Below are 18,019 nucleotides of genomic sequence, written 5' to 3'. Positions count from 1 at the left end.
GGTTCAACCCACGGTGATGATGGAGCGTGCGCCGCTGCGCCGTCCGATGATGTTCAAGAGGTTGGACAGCGCCGCTGCGCGTTCGGGGCTGGCACTGGCCTGGCCGGCAAAGCGCAGGCGCTGGCCCACCCAGTGGCCGCTGCCGCTCAGTTGCAAGGCGCCGTCGAGCGTGCTCAGGGTGACGGCGGGCACCTCGCCCCCTTGCAGCACCAGCCGGTAGCTGCCCATCGGGCGCAGCGTGGACAGGCGCGTGGACATGGCCAGCGCATCGAGCCGGGCCTGGCCCGATAGCTGCATGCGGCCGGCCGTCCAGCGCATTTCCAGCGCCCGGGTTTGCAGCGCGAGCTGGCCCTGGGGCTGCAAGGTGTTCCACGGGGTGCCCAGCCCGGCCAGCAGTGCGGCGGGCCATTGGCTTTGGCCATCGGCCACGCGCAGCCGTATGCCGCTCCAGCCGGCATCGACCCGGGCCTGCAACGGCTCGGGGGTGCAGCAACTGGCATGCAGCCTGGCGCGCAGGCCATTGAAACGGGGGCGCAATTGCCAGGTCACCGTGCCGGGCAGCGCGGCGCGGTCTTGGCTGGCGCTGCCGCCGGCCAGCACCAGTTGCGCGGAGCCGTTCCACACCGTGCCGCGCGGCTGGAGCAGCAATAACTGCCCGCTGCTGGCATGGGCGACGCTGTCGGCCAGCCAATGCGCGGGGGCAAAAACCAGCAGGGCAGGCAGCACGCCGGCGCAGGCGCCGGCCAGCGCCCAGCCCCACATCGGGCGGGACGCGGGGCCGGGGGCAGGGCGGGCAGGGTGGACCATGGGGCGATGGGAATGGGTGGAATGGGTTGGGATGGATTGGAACGGGCTTGGGGCCGGGCCGGCGCATCAAGGGGCGGGCGCAGGCAGTACCAGCACCAGGGTGCCGTCCCAACGGGGCATGGCGCTGCCCGGGCGGCATGGTGTGGGCGCGGGGGCCGCAGCGCCGCCGCCGGATGGGGTCGAGACCGTGGCTGTGGCCGTGGCCGCACTGCGCGTCAACCGGGCTTGCAGCGTGTTGGCGTGCGCATTGCTGCGGGCCTGGGCCAGCCATTGGGCCAGCGCATCGGCGCAAGCCCCTTGGAGGGTGACGTTGGCGTGCGCGCCCTGCACGCTCACTTGCGCGCTGCGGCCCAGTTGCTGCGCCAGCGCCGCGCGCAGCGCGCCCACGGTGTCGCCGGGGCTGCTGCGGGGGGCCGCTTGCAGTTGCTGCGCCTCGGCTTGCAGGCGGTGCATGTGTTGCAGTTGCATGTCGAGCGTCGCATGGCGTGCCGGGGCGGTGCGCAGCGTGGCCAAGGCCGGGGCGATGGCCAGCCACCACAGCAGCGCCAGCGTCACCAGGCCGGCTGCGGCCAGCACCAGGCTTCGTTCGCGCGGCGCCAGTGTTTTCCAGTGTTGGCGCAGGGCGGTGCGCAGCGTCGGCGGCGGCATCGGTCGGTTCATGGGCTGGCCTGCGTGCGCAGCCACAGGTTGCCGTCTTCGACGCTGGCCTGGTAGCCCGCTGCCTGCAGACGCCCGGACAGGGCCGATGCTTCGTCGGGCACGAGCGCCAGGCCACGCAGGCGCAGCGCGCCGGGGCTGTATTCGATGGCTGTGGGCAGGCGGCCAGCGGGCAGGGCGGCGTCTGCGGCCGCGAGCATGGGCTCCAGGTCGCTGGCCGAGACGCTGCCTGCGGCCTGGCGCAGCCGGGCCAGTTCGTTTTCCATCTGCACCGGCGCATTCGCCACCACCTGCACCTGCGCAAAGGTTTGGGTGAGCACGGCGTGCACTGCGGCCTGCTTGGCGGCCAGGGTTTGGCGTTCATGCCAGGCCCAGACGTTCAGGCCCGCCAGTTGCGTCAGCGCCAGCAGGCCGGCGCCCCAGCGTGCCGCGCGCCATCGCGGGGCGTAGAGCCAGGCGCTGAGCGTGCTGCCGGCTTTGCGCATGGCCCGCCGGCTGCCGCTGCTGGCCAGGTCGAACTGGGCCAGGTCCCAATGGCTGCGCGCGGCGTCCAGTGCGCGCTGGCTGGCGGTGTACAAGCCCGCGCTCTGGCCCAGCGTGCGTTCGGCCAGCGCCGCCACGGCAGGCTCGGCACGCAGCACCGGGGTCTGGTCGGCGGCGCTGCCGGTTTGCGCCAGTGCCAGTGCCATGCGGCTCAGCGGCAAAACGGCCACCCCCTGGTCGGCGCCCTGGCCGCTGAGGACCAGATAGGCATCCTCGGGCGTGCCCAGCGCGCACAGCTCAGGGCCGGCGCTGGCCGTGGGGCCGGGGGCAAACTCGGGCACCACGCGCGCAACGCGGCGGCCGGCGGCCTCCAGGGCTTGCAGGTTCTCGCGCAGCCAGTCGCGGTCACATACCGCCACCCACAGCGCTTGGCCGACCTGCGCGCCAGGCTCGATGGCAAAGTGCAGTTGGCCGACATCGTCGAGCACCCGGTCTTCGAGCAGACCTTCGAGCGCCGAGCGCAAGCGTGGTGTTTGCTGGCCTGCGCCGAGCGGCAGGCCGGGCGGCAACAGCAGGCGCTGCCAGGACAGCGCCCGCGCCGGCACCACGGCCACCACTTCAGCGCCCGGCCTGGCCGGTTCCGGCAGCAGGGCGGCCGGGGCGCTGGCGTGGCCGGTGGCATGGTGGCCGTCTGCCGTCAGCGTGTAGCTGTACTCGGTGGCCGGCCCTGGGCGGCCGGGCGGCAGGAAAAGGATCAGGGTGCTCATGGAGGACGGATTTTGCGGGCCATTTTAGGCGCTGGCCCGGATGCCCCGCCCCGGCGGCGGCGCCGGGCGCGGGCCATGGCATGCCACAGACATGCCCGGACATGCTCAGCGCCGGGCCTCGGGCGCCGCTCCGGAGGGCTCGCGCGCGAGCGCGCCGCGCTCGCGCCAGATGGTGGTGACCAGACGGCCATCCCTGCGCAGCAGCGAACGCTCGTCGACCACCGTGTCGTTCAGCCGCAGGCGGCCGTGCACCTCGAACCAGGACGAGTTGACGGAGTAGGCGTTGTCGTCGCCGAGGTTGACGCCGCTGCCGGCCAGCAGCTTGCGCACATCGTCGAGCGTGCGGAAATGCTTGGCCTCGCGGGCCTGCACGATCTTCTGGGCGCTGGCGCTGTCCAGGTCGTCGATGGCGGCCAGCAGCACCTCGGTATCGGCGGTGTTGATATTGACCGGCGTGGGCACCGGCAGCAGCGCGACATGCGGCGCCAGCGCGGCCACGGTGGCCGGTGTCAGGCCCAGCCAGCCGAGTTGGGTGACGCCAGGCGGCAGCAGCGGCGCCGTGCCGCCCTCGCCGCCGGCGCCGGCCTGCGCCTCGCGCATGCCGTCCACCAGCAGGTTCAACTGCTGATCGGACAGGCCCAGCCGCGCAAACAAACGGCCAAACTGCCGCTGCGCCAGCGGCTGCACCCGGCCGCCCTGGAACAGATTGCCAATGTTCAGGCGCCCCTGCAGATCAGAGACCGCACCCGAGAGAAAGGCTTCGGTGGTGTCGGTGCTGGCGTCCTGCATCTGCGTCACATTGCGATCGGCGGCCAAAAAAGTAGACAGGCGCGCTTCCTGCAGCGGCACGGCCCAGGGCTCGGCCAGGTGGTCGGTGCCGTCGTCCGAGCGCTTGTCCTCGAACAGGATCAGGCGCGACCAGTCGAGCGCGCCGACCAGTATCCAGGCGGACTGCACGCGGGCGCGCTCGGCCGACTCGATCTCGACCGCGCGCCACTGCTGCCACATCGCGGCAGCGGCAAACGTGGCCACCAGCGTGACGGTGAGCATGGCCAGCAGCAACGCCGCGCCCCGGGCACGCTGGCGCAGGCCGGGGCTGGCGCGCAGGCCGGGGGGCCTCATGAACGCCTCCCGCCGAGCACCGGGTTGACCCAGTCGCGCGTGAGCTGGCCGGCCAGCGCCTGGCTGGCCGGCAAGGTGATTTGCAGGCGCAGGCCGTCGGGGATGGCGGCGGAACTGCTGCCCGAGTCGCTGCTGGACAAGGGGTTGGACCAGGCCCCGCCCCGGTAATAGAAGATCTGCCAACCGTCCAGCGGCAGCAGCGCGACCTCGTAGCGCCGCTCGTCGACACCCGGGGTGCGCGCCCATTGGGCCGCCTGCAGCCAAGCCTGCTGCCACTGCCCGCGTGTGCGCACCGGCGGCGATTGCCAGCGCAGCCACTGGCCCGTGCCGGCGGCGCTGCGGCGGGTCCAGGCCACCACCAGCGCGCCCTCGTCGGGGACGGCGCTGCTGCGGCGCGTCATGCGCAGCACCTGGCCGTCCCAGTCCAGCGCCGTGGTGTTGGCCATCGGCAGCAGCGCGTCCAGGTCGCTGCCCCACTGGCCCAGCGCCGCTTGCAGCACCAGCATTTCATCGGCCCGCTGGCGCGTCGTTTCCTGCGCCCGCACCATGCCGTCCAGCCCGCGCCAACTCAGGACGGCCAGCAGCGCCATCACGCCGATGGCCAGCAGTAGCTCGATGAGCGTGAAGCCCTGCTGGCGGCATGAGCGCCGCGCGGCCGCCCGGAGGCGCTCATACCGCAGCCGCAGGCGGAGGTGCTCCGGTGATCGCCGCGCGGCCGCCCGAAGGCGCTCATACCGCAGCCGAAGGCGGAGGTGCTCCGGTGAGCGCCGCGCGGCCGCCCGGAGGCGCTCATACCGCAGCCGAAGGCGGAGGTGCTCCAGTGATCGCGCGATGGTCCCGGTCATGTCCAGTCGCTCAATAGCGCCCGATGATGGTGGAAATGCGCAAGATCGAACGGTCGCCATCGAACACCTGCGCATCGACGCGCCTGAAGGCCGGGTTGGGCGTGGGGCGCACGATCAGCAGAACCTGCAACTGGCGCCCGGCCTGTTCGCAGACCAGCGAGCTGTCGCCCACACTGGGCATCTGGCTCGACAGACGGGCCTTGACCAGCTCGTTTTCGGCGCACAGTTGGGCCAGCATGATGTCGGCCTGCCGCAATGCGTTGCGCGTCAGCGCGGTGGTGGCCTGCAGGCCCGCCATCAGCGCAATCGCCACGATGGCCAGGGCCACCAGCACTTCCACCAGCGTAAAGCCGCGCTGCCAGGGCTGCATCACGGCACCGACTCGACGGCGAAAGGGCGCACACCATCGGTGACGACGCGCAAGCTGCGCCCGGGGTACGAGGGGTGGCCGATTTGCACCTGCTGCGGGCCAATCAGCGGCTCGGGGCCCAGTTGCAGCACCGTCTGCCCGTGCACCACGGTGCCGGCGTCGAGCCACTGGCTGGGCAACGCGGCCTGCGCGTTGGGGCGCAGGCCCTCGAAACGGAAGTCCTGCCGCAGGCCCCCGGACCGAAAGCCCTGCGGCAGCACGCGCCAGCGCACCGGCACCCCGGCGGCACGCGACTGCGCGCGGGCCGATTCGAGCAGCGCGGCCAGCCTGGCGGCCTCGCGTTCGAGCAGCATCTGCCCGTCGTCGCGCAAGGCCAGCCCCACCCCGGCCGTGGCCAGGGCCATGATGCAGATGACGATCAGCAGTTCCAGCAAAGTAAAGCCGCGCCAGCGTGGGGGTGCATGGCTGCCAGGGCCGCGGGCTGGCATGGCTACTGCCAACTGCCGATGTCTGCATCCTTGCCTTCGCCGCCCGATTGCCCGTCGGCGCCGAACGACATCACATCGACCTCGCCCTTGATGCCCGGATTCAGGTATTGGTACGGGCGTCCCCAGGGATCGTTGGGCAGTTTATCGAGGTACGGCTTCCAGTTGTTCGGCATCGGGCCTGCGCCGGGCTTGACGAGCAGCGCCTGCAAACCCTGCTCGGCCGTGGGGTAGCGCTGGTTGTCCAGGCGGTACAGCTTGAGCGCCTGCATCAGATTGGTGATGTCGGTCCTGGCGGCGGTCATGCGGGCGTCGTCGGCGCGATCGAGCAAATTGGGCACGATGAGAGCGGCCAGCACGCCGATGATGACCAAAACCACCATCAGTTCGAGAAGGGTAAAGCCTCTGGCAAGGCTGCGGCGGGCGCCGCGCAGCGCAAGGGGGAGGAAATGGTTCACTGCAGAGGATCTCCGGGCAGGGGGACAAGCGCCTGAATCATAATCCCCGCATGGTGACCAATTCGCACAGCCCGCACGGCCCGCATAGCCCATGGGGCGCCCGTCTGGGGACTCTGGCGCTGTGGGCCGCAGCCGGCGCCAGCGTGGTTTTTTGGGGGCTGCGCCTGTCCGCGCCCGCAGCCCAAGCCATGCTGCCCGCCGTGCCCGACGCCGTGGCGCCCGACGCCCAGGCCCTGGCGCGCTTGCTGGGCGCGCTGCCTTCTTCGGCGCCCGGCGCGGCAGCGCCGGTGGCTGCGCCGCCGGGCCGGTTCGCGCTGATCGGTGTGCTGTCGGGTCGCCGCAGTGGCGGCGGCGCGGCGCTGATTGCGGTCGATGGCAAACCGGCCCGACCATTTCGCATCGGGGCTGCGGTCGACCAAGGACTGCTGCTGCAAACCCTGGCCCCCCGTCAGGCGCGACTGGGCCCCCATATGGGCGGGCCTGCCACGGTGATTCTGGACATGCCGCCGAGGGATCAGGAATTGCCCCGGCCGTAGAGCAGGAAAACCAAACCATCGGCCCTTCCTCCGGCACGGGCAGCATCCCCCACTTGGCCTTGGTGCAACTGGAATTGGCCGCCGGTGTGGAACTGGCGCACATCCCCTACGACGGCATAACCCCGGTTCTGAACGACCTCTGAACGACCTGCTCGGCGGTCGGGTGGCGGGTGCTTTTGCCGATGTGCCCGCTGTGCTGGCCCATGTTCGGGCTGGCCGCTTGAAGGCGCTGGGCATCGCGGCTGCGAAACGCCATCCGGCGCTTCCCGAGGCCAGGACTTTCCAGGAGCAGGGATTTGCGAATGTGGATGAATGTGGATACGAACAACGAACTGGTTGGTACGCGATGTTCGTTTCCGCCGAGACGCCGGCTGATCGCCGGCTGATATCGTGCAGCCACTGAGCCAGGCTGTGCGCCAGGCGGTTGCGGACCCGACGGCCAACGCAAAGATCGTGCAGTCCGGCGCAGAGCCCAGGAGTTCCTCGCCCGAAGAACTGGCGGCCATTGTCCGGGACGATACGGCCAAGTGAGCCTCACTGATCCGATCGCGCAACATCGAGGTTTTCAGTCCGTACCCGAGCCGGTCTTGAGGGTCACCGGCCATGTGTCGCGCGAGCGGACGTTCACGCTGGACGATCTGCGGCTTTTGCCAGTTCATATTCCGGGATGGCCAGGTTAGAACAACTTGCCTTGCCCATTTGATTTGATGTGTTTGATCTTGTTTTCCATTAATTCTGCAAAGGTGGTCTTGATGCTCTCGATTGGTTGATCCTGCATGAACCTGAACACGGAAGCAGACAGATACTCTTGAAGTTGTTCAAATGCCAGCCAGCGCCTGCCTTCCGATTCGCAAACATGACCCGTGGTGTTTGAGCCGCCGAAGATGTCCACAACCAGGTCGTTGGGTTCTGTCAGATACCTGATGAAAAATTCAGGTAATTTGGCGGGAAATCGCGCAGGGTGAGCTTGAATCCCGACTTCTTTGCACAGCTTCAGATATTGGGAATTTGCTTCAGAGTTGGAAATTTGAAGCAAGTTGGAAGGAATGGATCCTCCGTTGTCCTTGCCAAAAGAAGAACCAATATCATGGCCTGATGGTCGTTTCGCCGGTGAGTAGTAGGCTTCTGGATCTTTGATGAGTTTTTTCATCCGCTCCGAATATTCGGCCAGGACCTTGGAGACATCTGCCTTCGGCCACTCAGTTTTTGACAACCACCAAACGGTGTTAACGGAGTCTTTGGCACGAATTTTCCGCTTGTTGACCCACTCGATCGGGGAGGGCAACTTGGAGGGATTGAACCAGAAGAATTCTTCGGCCAAGTGGAAGCCGATCTCGTCACAGAACCTGATCAGGACACGATAGTTGTAGAGGCTGCGAACGGGTAAGCCCTTCTGATACGCTCCCCCCAAGTCCAGCACAAAAGAACCATCAGGTGTGAGCTTTTGGTAAACGAGCGTGGCGAATTCGGTTAACCAGTCAATGTATTCATGCTGATCCTTGTTTCCGTAGTCCTTCTGACGCTGAAGCGCAAAAGGGGGAGAGGTCATGACCAAGTTGATGCTGTTGTCAGGCAACTGCCGGAGCATGTCGAGCGAATCAGCGACGTAAGCCGCCCCCAAGTCAGTGTGGTAGAGCGGCTGCTGGTTGAAAACGGGCAGATCAGGTGTCATGGCGATGTGGTCAGATTTGTGCAATCCTCAAAGGATGAAACTTATAGTCTGTAGATTCAAAGTTGTCAAGCGGAGATCATTGAGAACTTCATCCATGTGCCATGAGCATGACAGCCCGACTCACTTTTTCTCGCAACCTGCGGAAGGTTCGCACCGGCCAAGGCATCTCGCAAGAGAGGCTTGCTGATCTTTGTGATCTGCATAGAACTTATGTCAGTTCGGTCGAGCGCGGAGAAAGGAACATTACCGTAGACAACATGGAACGGTTGGCTGTGGCTCTTGGTGTTGACATCAGAGTACTTTTGAATCCAGATGACGCAAGCTAATCACTCAGCCGAAGAAACGGATAAGCAAAAATTTGAGCGCCTTTTTCCTTGCATCAGGGAATATCAGGTGCTTGCTTCAAAGTACAAAATCAACGACATTTTTCAAGACAATGGAGGAAAGTACCTTCAGTTGTTGATGATACTTGGTCTCACTACTGACGGCACGAGAGAAGGCAATGATGCCGTCGATTCATTTGGCAACGAGTATGAAATCAAGACTGTAAATCTGGAGTTGCAACACCAGTTTACAACGCACCACCATATGAACCCTGCCATTATCGCAAAATACAGGAAGGTCGATTGGTATTTTGCCGCATTCAAGAACATAGAGCTCCAGGTCATTTATCGCCTCAAACCTGATCACATGGAATCATTTTATGCACGGTGGGAAAAGAAGTGGCATGACGACGGAGGCAAAGACATCAATAATCCAAAAATTCCGCTGGCTCACGTGATGGAGTATGGTGAAATTATATGGCTTCCTGAAGGTTCTGCTGGCTTTGTGCGCCCAAAGCCAGGCCCCAACAGACTTGCCAAAGCGAGAAGGAAGAAGTCACCCTGAGTCGGCATGGAGGGCCGTTCTGCCACTTACCAGTCAGAAAATTCAAGGCCACGGAAATACCAGGCAAATCGTGGTCGCAGGCGCATCGATTCTGCCATCGACATCGACGATACGTCCTTCGGCAATGCAGACGCGGTTGCCGACCTGGATGACATGTCCCTTGGCGCGAAACGGGCCAGTCTTGTCAGTCAGGGCGCGAATCAGATCCCCACCGCGATCGTTTGCATCAGCAGTCGCCAGATCGAACTGGCCGAAGGCTATCGCGGCGTGTCGCTGTTGGACATCCTGGCGTTGACAGACTTGCCGCAGTTGCCGAGACCGGCGCTCAAGGAATGCATGATCATCGCTTGCGGCGACGACGGCTACCGGGCGTTGTTCCGTTGGAGCGAGCTGTACAGCACCGTGACGGGGGCTGGTGTGCTGGTGGTGTACGAGAAGAACGCCTTGCCGCTCGACCGACGCTCGGGGCCGGCCGCAACGCATCGGAATCGGGGCTGCTGCCCCATGTTCAACGGGCGAGCATCTCCATGAGGCGCCTGATGTCGCTGCGGCAAGCGGTGCGCGCAGTGGCCTCGATGTGTCGGTACAGCGCGATCAGTTTCCTGCCTTCATCGGTCAGCAGGCTGCCGCCGCCATGCGGACCACCCTTGGTGGAGTCGACCGCCGGCCGTTTCAACGACCGGTTCGTTTCGTCCAGAAGCAACCAGGCCCGGCGGTACGACATACCCAGGGTTTTGGCTGCGGCAGTGATGGAGCCCGTGGCTTCGATGGCTTCGAGCAGCGCGATTTTGCCCGGGCCGACGGCGATCGCATCACCATGGGTGATCCGTATGCGGAACTTGAGCACCGGACCCGGGGCCGAGCGTGTCCGCGCCGGCGTGGCTTGGTTTTTGCCGGTCGTGGGAGAGGGGGTGTCGGGCATATGTGGTGGGCGTGAACCGGCGCGGGACGACGAATGCGGTGCGCCAAGCATAAGGCAGACCGCGCAGCAAGGCCGCCGCTGGCCGGAACGCCGCTTGCAAGCGCCGTCCTTTGACATATCCGATGGAATACGACGTAGAATGCGGCACCGACCCCGCGCAACCACGAACCTGCGCGGGCACGGTCGGCAAAGCCAGCGGATGAGCGACCGCAGATGTCGCCGCCGCGATCATCGACACATCAGGAGACGCACATGGACATGCTCGAACCGGGCAAATTCGGTACCCCGGTGAACTTCAAGAAGCGCTACGGCAACTACATCGGCGGCGCATGGGTCGCGCCGGTGGAAAACCAGTATTTCGAGAACATTACGCCAGTGACGGGCAAGCCGTTCTGCGATATCCCGCGCTCGACCGCAGCGGACGTGGAGCGCGCGCTGGACGCCGCGCACAAGGCAAAGACCGCGTGGGGCAAGACCTCGCCCACGGAGCGGGCCACCATCCTGAACAAGATGGCCGACCGGATCGAACAGAATCTGCCAATGCTTGCGGCCGCAGAGACTTGGGACAACGGCAAGCCGATCCGCGAAACCACCCTGGCCGACATACCGCTGGCCGTCGACCACTTGCGCTACTTCGCGTCTTGCATCCGCGCGCAGGAAGGCAGCATCAGCCAGATCGACAACGATACCTATGCTTATCACTTGCACGAGCCCATCGGAGTGGTCGGCCAGATCATCCCCTGGAACTTTCCGATCCTGATGGCCATCTGGAAATTGGCGCCTGCGCTGGCGGCGGGCAACTGCGTGGTCATGAAGCCGGCTGAGCAGACCCCGGTGTCCATCCTGGTGCTGATGGAGTTGGTCGGCGATTTGCTGCCGCCGGGTGTGGTCAACATCGTCAACGGCTTCGGCCTGGAGGCCGGCAAGCCGCTCGCGTCGAGCAACCGCATCGGCAAAATCGCCTTCACCGGCGAGACCACCACCGGCCGGCTGATCTCGCAATATGCCAGCCAGAACCTGATTCCGGTGACGCTGGAACTCGGCGGCAAGTCACCGAACATCTTCTTCGCCGACGTGATGGACAAGGACGATGCGTTCTTCGACAAGGCGCTCGAAGGCTTTGCGATGTTCGCGCTGAACCAGGGGGAGGTCTGCACCTGCCCGTCGCGCGTGCTGGTGCAGGAGTCGATCTACGACCGCTTCATCGAGCGCGCCATCGGGCGGGTTGCTGCGATCACGCAGGGCAGCCCGCTGGATATGGCCACGATGATCGGCGCCCAGGCTTCCAGCGAGCAGTTGGAGAAAATCCTGTCCTACTTCGACATCGGCAAGCAGGAAGGCGCACGGGTGCTGATCGGCGGTGAGCGCAACCTGCTCAAGGGCGATCTCGAAGGCGGCTATTACATCAAGCCTACGGTGTTCAAGGGCCACAACAAGATGCGCATCTTCCAGGAGGAGATCTTCGGCCCCGTCGTTTCGGTCACGACCTTCAAGAACGAGGAAGACGCGCTGGAGATCGCCAACGACACGCTGTATGGCCTCGGCGCCGGCGTGTGGAGCCGCGACATGAACACCGCGTTCCGCATGGGCAAGGGCATACAGGCCGGGCGCGTGTGGACCAACTGCTACCACCTCTACCCGGCCCACGCTGCGTTCGGCGGCTACAAGAACTCGGGCATCGGGCGCGAGAACCACAAGATGATGCTCAACCACTACCAGCAGACGAAGAACCTGATGGTGAGCTACAGCGAGAACAAGCTCGGGTTCTTCTGATCGATTCCGATCCATCGTCACACCGCTGACCCGGCCCGCGCGGCCGGGTCTTTTTCGCTGGCCACACATCGGAGGCTCCGATGACAGAAAAAGTCTTGCGCGTCACGGCGACCGAGGCCGCGATTGCGCTGATCGACCAGTTGCGCACGAAGTACGGGCCGCTGATGTTCCACCAGTCCGGGGGCTGCTGTGACGGCAGCGCGCCGATGTGTTACCCGCAGGCCGAGTTCATCGTCGGCGACTACGACCGGCTGCTCGGGCATATCGGCGGTGTGCCGTTCTACATCAGCGGGCCGCAGTTCGAGTACTGGCAGCACACGCATCTGATCATCGACGTGGTGCCGGGCCGTGGCGGCATGTTCTCGCTCGAAGGCCCGACCGGGCAGCGGTTCCTGACGCGCTCGCGCCTGTACAGCGACGAGGAATGGGCCACGCTCGAAGCGGCCGAGCGAACGAGGGTGGCCTGAGGTCGGGGCAGCCGCGCCCAGTGCATCCCGGTGTACATCGCGCGCGGTATATGGCCTGTGTGTCACGCAGGATGGCGTCCGGCGCTGGTCCGACGTTTCGCGGGCGGGCCCGGGTGCGCCTGGAGTGCAACGGACGCCAGGGCATCAGACCACGGGCCATGGCGCTTGGAGGCGTCCGTAGAATCCCCGTTCGACCCCGCGTTGGCACCTTCCCCATGCAGCAGACCCATGCTCGGCCGCAGGTGAACGCGAAGACCTGCGCGCCAGGTCGAGGAACTCGATCTCGAACCGGCGGTGGGTGATCGGCGACGCCTGGCGAATCAACCGGTACAGCCACGGTCCGCTGATCGTGCCCCGTTGCCTTGGTCATCGATGTCGGCGCCATGGTCAGACAAGGGTGGCTTGCCATCGATACGAACGCGAAAGCGAACCGGCCTGCCATCCGCCACCGTTCCTTGCCGCGCCGATCGTCGGCCGTCAGCGGCGGAGAATGGAGCCATTCGACCGCCCCCGATAGCGACGGGAGTCGACCTCGACTGGGCCAGCGCCTGGCCGGATGCGGGGGCGGGCTTGGCGAAGGCGCTCATGGCGCAGCCGCAGGCGAAGGCTCCCCCGTGAGCGCGACGCCGACCAGCAGCGCCATGCCGAGGCCGCGCTGGCTTTTTGTTGCCGGAAGCGGCGCGCTTTGGCATGTTTTTACGCCGGCTCGTGCGCGATCCTGGATTCTGGATCGCACAGGCACGCAATATGTTCGGCAGAATACAGCGTATGGGCCGATTGCCGGCCTTTCCTGCGAGGAGTCCCCTTTGAGCACGATGGATGCAGTCTCTCGCGAAGCCGTCGGTGCCGGCTTTTCCATGCCCGCCATGCTGCGGGCGCGCAGCCTGTCGTTGGCGGCGGTCGAGCGCATCGCGCGGGCGATCCGGCCCGGCATGACGCAGGACCAGGCCACCGGGCTTGCCATGCAGGTGCTGCAGCAAATGGGCATGCAGCGCATCTGGCATCGCACGCTCGTGCGTTTCGGCTGCGACACGCTGAAGATGTTCAACGAGCCGGTCGCGGCAGAGAACATCCTCGGCGCGAACGATATTTTCTTCATCGACATCGGGCCGGTGTGGGACGGGCACGAAGGCGACGCCGGCGACACCTTCGTCGTCGGCGATGACCCCGAAATGGCCGCCTGCGCGCAGGCGGCACACCAGTTGTGGCGCGAAGTCAGCGATCGCTGGCGACGCGATGGCCTCAGCGGCGAGGCGCTGTACCGATACGCCGAAGAACGCGCCCAAGCACTGGGCTGGCGCCTGAACCTGGAGGTCAAGGGGCATCGCGCCTGCGACTTTCCGCATGCCATCTACAAGGCGGGCAGGCTCGGCGACTTCGGCCTGTGCCCGACGACCGGACTTTGGGTTTTGGAGATACAGATCGCGCACCCGCAGCGCCCTTTCGGCGCGTTCTTCGAAGATCTGCTCAGCGCCGATCCATCCTGATGCACGATGAACGGCCTGGCCATGTCGCTGCCCACTGACCGCACGGAGTATCTGTTTTCCTATGGCACGTTGAGGCTGGAGCCGGTCCAGATCGCGACCTTCGGCCGCAAGCTCGACGGTGCCCCGGACCGTTTGCCCGGGCACAGGCTAGTGTCGCGTCACCGATCATCTGTCGGTCTGCGCTGGCCATCGAAGCGCATCGCGGCGTTGCATCGCTTGCCAATACAGCTCGGTATGGGCTGCGCGATGCGCCTTGCGCTGCGCTCCGATGGCGGCGCGCAGCCTACGACATCTGATCCGTGACGCGACACTAGCCCTGCTGGAGATCCGGGACGCAGCCGTCGTCCGGACCAGTGGCATGACGCATCACCCGATGCTCGTGCCTACGGGGCAGCCTCGGGACCTGGTGGACGGAACGGTCTTTGCGATCACGCCCGAGGAACTGCGGCATGCCGATTCCTACGAGGTCGCCGACTATCGGCGCGAGCGCATCACCCTCGCATCCGGCTTGTCGGCCTGGGTGTATGTCGATGCGCGGCCGGCGGCGGGAACGGCATGAACACCGTGGCTGAACCTAGTGTCGCGTCACCGATCATCTGTCGGTCTGCGCTGGCCATCGAAGCGCATCGCGGCGTTGCATCGCTTGCCAATACAGCTCGGTATGGGCTGCGCGATGCGCCTTGCGCTGCGCTCCGATGGCGGCGCGCAGCCTACGACATCTGATCCGTGACGCGACACTAGCGCAGAGGCATTGCGCACCGGGGTGTGCGCAACTGGCAGGCCCGCATCGCATCGCGCCGCGCCGCGCCGCAGATCCCCACTGGCCGCTTGGCGCGCAAGCACTTCAGGCGATTGGCCTGCCGGTGGGTCATTCGGCGACGGGGCCGGCGGCTGTCACCAGCGTGTGTGGGCAGTCGTTGGATATATTCTGTAGAAGGTACTACGATGGCACTTTTTTGGAGCAAGAAGACATGCGTAACTACCTGAAGTTTTACATCGATGGCCACTGGGTCGATCCGGTAACGGCACGGAGCATCGATGTCATCAACCCCGCGACCGAGGCCTCGGCCGGGCGCATCTCGGTGGGCTCGGCCGAGGATGTGGACCGTGCCGTGAAGGCCGCGCGCGCGGCCTTTTCCAGCTTTTCGCAGACCAGTGTCGGCGAGCGTATGGCCCTGCTGGAGCGCATCATTGCCGAGTACAAGAAGCGCTACGCCGACATGGCTGCGGCGATCACCGAAGAGATGGGCGCTCCGGTCGCGCTGGCCAAGGATGCGCAGGCGGCAATAGGCTTGGCGCATCTGCAGACGGCGCTCAGCGTGCTGGGCAAGTACTCGTTCCAGGAACAGCGCGCAACGACGCTGCTGGTCAAGGAGCCGATCGGCGTGTGCGGCTTCATCACGCCGTGGAACTGGCCGATCAATCAGATTGCCTGCAAGGTGACGCCAGCGCTCGCCGTGGGCTGCACGATGGTGTTGAAGCCGTCCGAGATTGCGCCGTTCTCGGCCCAAGTGTGGACCGAGATCATGCACGCGGCCGGCGTCCCGGCAGGGGTCTTCAACCTCGTGAACGGCGACGGTCCGACGGTTGGCGCGGCGATCGCCAGCCATCCGGACATCGACATGGTGTCGTTCACCGGTTCGACGCGCGCGGGCATCGAAGTGGCGCGCAACGCGGCCCAGACCGTCAAGCGCGTGCACCAGGAACTCGGTGGCAAATCGCCGAACATCATCCTCGCCGATGCCGACTTCAAGAGCGCCGTCACGGCGGGCGTGCGCGGCGTCATGGGCAATTCCGGCCAATCGTGCAACGCGCCCACGCGCATGCTGGTACCGAACTCGCGCATGGCCGAGGCGATTGCGATCGCCAAGACTGCGGCCGAGGCCACGACGGTGGGAGACCCGGCCAGCGGCGCGCACATCGGCCCGGTGATCTCGGCCACGCAGTGGGACAGGATCCAGCGGTTGATCAACAAGGGCATCGAAGAGGGCGCCACGGTGGTGGCAGGCGGCCCGGGCAAACCTGCGGGCCTGGAGACCGGCTACTACGTCAAGCCGACGGTCTTGGCCAACGTCAACAACCGGATGACGGTGGCCCGCGAGGAGATCTTCGGCCCGGTGCTGTCGATCCTGGGCTACGACACGGTCGATGAAGCGGTGGCGATCGGCAATGACACGCCCTATGGGCTGGCGGCATATGTGTCGGGCACCGACCCTGAAGCGACGCGCAAGGTTGCCGCACGGCTGCGCGCCGGGCAGGTGAACATCAACAGCGCAGCCATGGATCTGATGGCGCCGTTTGGTGGCTTCAAGCAATCGGGCAATGGCCGCGAGTGGGGCGACCACGCCTTCGGCGAGTTCCTCGAAGTCAAGGCGGTGCTCGGGTTTGCGGCCCAGGCTGCCTGAGGCTCCCGCCGGAGGTTCGTTGATCAAGCGCGCTTGTGGGGCCATGCCCGTCGGCCAAGCGCGTTTGCGGTGCCTTTGCGATGCCTTTGCGGCGCCGTTCCTGCGCCGGTCGCAGCCGGCTGCTACCACCAGCCAGCCCTGCTGCCCGAACCATGCCGGTGCCCTGCCTCGTGGTGGCGGGCCGCGCAGCCCTTCGGAGGAGGCACGCAAGGCACGCAAGATCCTGATGCGCTGCGGTGAATGACGCAGACGGCGCATGCTGCTGGTCGTTGCACGCTGCATGGGGGTGACTTCGCGTCCCTCCTGCGCGCCAGCACGCCTCGATACGCGGCGATGGTCGCGCAGGGGCGCAACTTGGCTGATACGGCGCTCCCGATTCGATCCTTGAGTGCGCTGACGCTTTTGTTGACGGGCACGCCGGTTTGCGCCACTGCTTCGTGGATCGCCGGAGGTAGCCTTCGGCTGTGGCCCCGGTTTTCGAAAGCACGCGCCTTGGCGTGTTCCGTCCGGATGGACGCCTCGGGCTCCGTCCCACGGGTCGCTCCGGTTCGGTGACGACCGATGATGGGTCCGACGGCAGCGCAGGCGCGATGGATTCGTCCTGCCAATGCATCGGTCTCATCGGTTTCATCGGTGGGCCCGATCCGCTTTCACTGCCGATCATCCCCCACGGGCCGCGTACTCATTTGGGCAACGCACACGGCGAAAAGTCATGCTTGCCGGGCGGACCTTCGTCGCCCATGATCCATCCGGATCGGCCATGCTGGCGCGCAGCAAACGCTCCCGCAAGCGGATGCGGTCAACATGCCCACCCTCCATCTCCCGCAAGATCGGAACTTGTCATGTCGAACTTCGATGCGCAACGCCGGCAAATGCTCGATGCGTCGCTGCTGGCCGGCGGACTGGCAGCCACAAGCGGTGTCATCCCGATCGATGCGTTTGCCGCAGACAAGGCGAACGTCAGCCTGCAACTGGGCTGGCTCATCGGTGGCAACCAGATCGGCGAGGTGGTGGCCAAGCGTCTGGGTTACTACGAACAGGAGGGCGTGAACCTGACGATCCAGCCCGGCGGGCCGAACATCGATGGCGTGGCGGTCGTCGCGTCCGGTCGCAACGAGGTGGGCCAGGTGTCGTCCAGCCCGTCGATCATGCTGGCGACCTCCCAGGGGATTCCTGTCAAGTGCTTCGCCGTCGGCGCCCAGCGCCACCCGTACTGCTTTTTCTCGCTGCAGAAAAACCCGGTGCGCAAACCCGCCGACATGGCAGGCAAGAGGGTCGGCATCCAGGCCACCGGCATGGTGCTGCTGCGCGCCTTGCTGGTGCAAAACAAGATCGCCGAGAAGGATGTCGACATCATCCCGATCGGCAGCGACATGACGCCGCTGATGAGCGGACAGGTCGATGTCGTGACCGGCTGGCTCACGAACACCACCGCGCTGAAGGTGCTGGGCAAGGAGCGCGTCGAATTGAGCCTGTGGGATTCCGGCGTGCACCTGTATGCGCTGCCGTACTACGCGACGACCAAGACGCTGCGGCGCCAGCCGCAGGTGCTCGCCGCGTTCCTGCGCGCCACCGCGCGCGGCTGGAGTTATGCCAACGCGAATCGCGATGCAGCGGTCGATCTGCTGATCAAGGAATACCCGAACCTGAACCACGGCGATGAGCGGGTCGCGCTCGACGTGATGCTGCGCTACAGCTTCAGCGAACTGACCAGGAGGCAGGGCTGGGGCGCAATGGACCCGGACGGCTGGCAGGCGCAGATTTCGCTGTACGCACGGCTCGGCCAGTTCAGCGCCAAGACCCCTGAACTCGACGACGTGATGACACTCGACGTGCTGAAGGCGACAAGTGCCGCGCGGCTGAGAGCCTGAGCCG

The 18,019-nt window shown here is 65.6% G+C and carries 25 protein-coding genes; 15 read left to right on the top strand and 10 right to left on the bottom strand.

From position 1 onward, the window contains the following. Nucleotides 1-3: 3 nt before the first annotated feature. From gspN to VEIS_RS17085, 5 genes are all read right to left on the bottom strand, one after another. Nucleotides 4-807: a type II secretion system protein N gene (gspN, locus tag VEIS_RS17105; RefSeq protein WP_011811239.1), complete on the bottom strand. Its 804-nt coding sequence runs from the start codon at nt 805-807 to the stop codon at nt 4-6. A 66-nt stretch (nt 808-873) separates the two neighbouring features. Beyond that, nucleotides 874-1,467 (bottom strand): type II secretion system protein GspM, encoded by a 594-nt coding sequence (gene gspM, locus VEIS_RS17100; RefSeq protein WP_011811238.1) that lies wholly within the window; start codon nt 1,465-1,467, stop codon nt 874-876. Beyond that, a complete protein-coding gene (gene gspL, locus VEIS_RS17095) occupies nt 1,464-2,714 on the bottom strand; it encodes a type II secretion system protein GspL (protein WP_011811237.1) in 1,251 nt (416 codons plus the stop codon). Before gspL ends, gspM begins: the two co-directional genes overlap by 4 nt. A gap of 105 nt (nt 2,715-2,819) precedes the next feature. After that, nucleotides 2,820-3,836, bottom strand: coding sequence for a type II secretion system minor pseudopilin GspK (gene gspK / locus VEIS_RS17090; protein ID WP_011811236.1), 1,017 nt, complete (start codon nt 3,834-3,836; stop codon nt 2,820-2,822). Further along, the gene (locus VEIS_RS17085) at nt 3,833-4,444 is read right to left on the bottom strand and encodes a PulJ/GspJ family protein (protein ID WP_407831845.1); all 612 of its coding nucleotides are present in this window, start codon (nt 4,442-4,444) and stop codon (nt 3,833-3,835) included. Before VEIS_RS17085 ends, gspK begins: the two co-directional genes overlap by 4 nt. A gap of 32 nt (nt 4,445-4,476) precedes the next feature. Between VEIS_RS17085 and VEIS_RS29855 the strand changes: the two genes are divergently transcribed. Further along, nucleotides 4,477-4,698 (top strand): hypothetical protein, encoded by a 222-nt coding sequence (locus VEIS_RS29855; RefSeq protein WP_198138084.1) that lies wholly within the window; start codon nt 4,477-4,479, stop codon nt 4,696-4,698. Here VEIS_RS29855 and gspI read toward each other — a convergent pair. The 3 genes from gspI to gspG are packed head-to-tail and all read right to left on the bottom strand — an operon-like array spanning nt 4,692 to nt 5,994. After that, on the bottom strand, nt 4,692-5,051 hold the full coding sequence (gene gspI / locus VEIS_RS17080; RefSeq protein WP_011811234.1) for a type II secretion system minor pseudopilin GspI: 360 nt from the start codon (nt 5,049-5,051) through the stop codon (nt 4,692-4,694). The two genes, VEIS_RS29855 and gspI, sit on opposite strands and share 7 nt — an antisense overlap. Further along, nucleotides 5,051-5,539: a prepilin-type N-terminal cleavage/methylation domain-containing protein gene (locus VEIS_RS17075; protein WP_011811233.1), complete on the bottom strand. Its 489-nt coding sequence runs from the start codon at nt 5,537-5,539 to the stop codon at nt 5,051-5,053. The genes gspI and VEIS_RS17075 overlap by 1 nt, the downstream gene beginning before the upstream one ends. Before the next feature lie 2 nt (nt 5,540-5,541). Next, the gene (gene gspG / locus VEIS_RS17070; protein ID WP_041950126.1) at nt 5,542-5,994 is read right to left on the bottom strand and encodes a type II secretion system major pseudopilin GspG; all 453 of its coding nucleotides are present in this window, start codon (nt 5,992-5,994) and stop codon (nt 5,542-5,544) included. 50 nt (nt 5,995-6,044) lie between these two features. On the opposite strand from gspG, the gene VEIS_RS17065 reads away from it, so the two are divergent. The 3 genes from VEIS_RS17065 to VEIS_RS28970 all read left to right on the top strand — a co-directional run bounded on the left by VEIS_RS17065 (nt 6,045) and on the right by VEIS_RS28970 (nt 7,061). Next, nucleotides 6,045-6,530 (top strand): hypothetical protein, encoded by a 486-nt coding sequence (locus tag VEIS_RS17065; RefSeq protein WP_041950125.1) that lies wholly within the window; start codon nt 6,045-6,047, stop codon nt 6,528-6,530. 163 nt (nt 6,531-6,693) lie between these two features. Then, nucleotides 6,694-6,933, top strand: a complete 240-nt coding sequence (locus tag VEIS_RS31700) for a tripartite tricarboxylate transporter substrate-binding protein (RefSeq protein WP_198137884.1) — start codon at nt 6,694-6,696, stop codon at nt 6,931-6,933. After that, entirely contained in the window at nt 6,921-7,061 is a 141-nt protein-coding gene (locus tag VEIS_RS28970) for a hypothetical protein (protein ID WP_157048559.1), read from the top strand. Before VEIS_RS31700 ends, VEIS_RS28970 begins: the two co-directional genes overlap by 13 nt. A gap of 145 nt (nt 7,062-7,206) precedes the next feature. Here VEIS_RS28970 and VEIS_RS17055 read toward each other — a convergent pair whose 3' ends face one another. Beyond that, nucleotides 7,207-8,202, bottom strand: a complete 996-nt coding sequence (locus VEIS_RS17055) for a DNA-methyltransferase (RefSeq protein WP_011811230.1) — start codon at nt 8,200-8,202, stop codon at nt 7,207-7,209. Nucleotides 8,203-8,303: 101 nt separating this feature from the next. Between VEIS_RS17055 and VEIS_RS29845 the strand changes: the two genes are divergently transcribed. The 3 genes from VEIS_RS29845 to VEIS_RS28965 are packed head-to-tail and all read left to right on the top strand — an operon-like array spanning nt 8,304 to nt 9,621. Further along, a complete protein-coding gene (locus VEIS_RS29845) occupies nt 8,304-8,528 on the top strand; it encodes a helix-turn-helix domain-containing protein (RefSeq protein ID WP_198137883.1) in 225 nt (74 codons plus the stop codon). Beyond that, on the top strand, nt 8,515-9,090 hold the full coding sequence (locus tag VEIS_RS26690; protein ID WP_011811229.1) for a type II restriction endonuclease PvuII: 576 nt from the start codon (nt 8,515-8,517) through the stop codon (nt 9,088-9,090). The genes VEIS_RS29845 and VEIS_RS26690 overlap by 14 nt, the downstream gene beginning before the upstream one ends. Nucleotides 9,091-9,096: 6 nt before the next feature. Next, on the top strand, nt 9,097-9,621 hold the full coding sequence (locus tag VEIS_RS28965; RefSeq protein WP_011811228.1) for a hypothetical protein: 525 nt from the start codon (nt 9,097-9,099) through the stop codon (nt 9,619-9,621). On the opposite strand, the gene VEIS_RS17040 is transcribed toward VEIS_RS28965, so the two are convergent. Beyond that, complete coding sequence (locus VEIS_RS17040) at nt 9,599-10,012, bottom strand: winged helix-turn-helix domain-containing protein (protein WP_157048558.1); 414 nt, start codon at nt 10,010-10,012, stop codon at nt 9,599-9,601. The genes VEIS_RS28965 and VEIS_RS17040 overlap by 23 nt on opposite strands. A 252-nt stretch (nt 10,013-10,264) precedes the next feature. Between VEIS_RS17040 and adh the strand changes: the two genes are divergently transcribed. From adh to VEIS_RS17010, 8 genes are all read left to right on the top strand, one after another. Continuing rightward, nucleotides 10,265-11,785 carry an aldehyde dehydrogenase gene (adh, locus tag VEIS_RS17035; RefSeq protein ID WP_011811226.1) on the top strand — a complete coding sequence of 507 codons (1,521 nt, stop codon included), beginning with the start codon at nt 10,265-10,267 and terminating at the stop codon, nt 11,783-11,785. A gap of 80 nt (nt 11,786-11,865) precedes the next feature. Then, a complete protein-coding gene (locus VEIS_RS17030; RefSeq protein ID WP_011811225.1) occupies nt 11,866-12,252 on the top strand; it encodes a DUF779 domain-containing protein in 387 nt (128 codons plus the stop codon). Nucleotides 12,253-12,614: 362 nt separating this feature from the next. Then, on the top strand, nt 12,615-13,739 hold the full coding sequence (locus tag VEIS_RS30695) for a M24 family metallopeptidase (protein WP_232287730.1): 1,125 nt from the start codon (nt 12,615-12,617) through the stop codon (nt 13,737-13,739). A gap of 21 nt (nt 13,740-13,760) precedes the next feature. After that, entirely contained in the window at nt 13,761-14,042 is a 282-nt protein-coding gene (locus VEIS_RS29840; RefSeq protein WP_198137882.1) for a gamma-glutamylcyclotransferase family protein, read from the top strand. Then, nucleotides 14,008-14,298, top strand: a complete 291-nt coding sequence (locus tag VEIS_RS26675) for a gamma-glutamylcyclotransferase family protein (protein ID WP_011811222.1) — start codon at nt 14,008-14,010, stop codon at nt 14,296-14,298. The genes VEIS_RS29840 and VEIS_RS26675 overlap by 35 nt, the downstream gene beginning before the upstream one ends. A gap of 18 nt (nt 14,299-14,316) precedes the next feature. Further along, nucleotides 14,317-14,469: a hypothetical protein gene (locus VEIS_RS28955; RefSeq protein WP_157048557.1), complete on the top strand. Its 153-nt coding sequence runs from the start codon at nt 14,317-14,319 to the stop codon at nt 14,467-14,469. 241 nt (nt 14,470-14,710) lie between these two features. Then, on the top strand, nt 14,711-16,144 hold the full coding sequence (locus tag VEIS_RS17015; protein ID WP_011811221.1) for an aldehyde dehydrogenase family protein: 1,434 nt from the start codon (nt 14,711-14,713) through the stop codon (nt 16,142-16,144). Between the two features lie 842 nt (nt 16,145-16,986). After that, the gene (locus tag VEIS_RS17010; RefSeq protein WP_011811220.1) at nt 16,987-18,015 is read left to right on the top strand and encodes an ABC transporter substrate-binding protein; all 1,029 of its coding nucleotides are present in this window, start codon (nt 16,987-16,989) and stop codon (nt 18,013-18,015) included. Nucleotides 18,016-18,019: the final 4 nt, after the last annotated feature.

It is taken from the genome of Verminephrobacter eiseniae EF01-2 (assembly GCF_000015565.1).
Classification (GTDB): Bacteria; Pseudomonadota; Gammaproteobacteria; order Burkholderiales; family Burkholderiaceae_C; genus Acidovorax; species Acidovorax eiseniae.
This window is presented reverse-complemented; position numbering and strand designations above follow the sequence as displayed.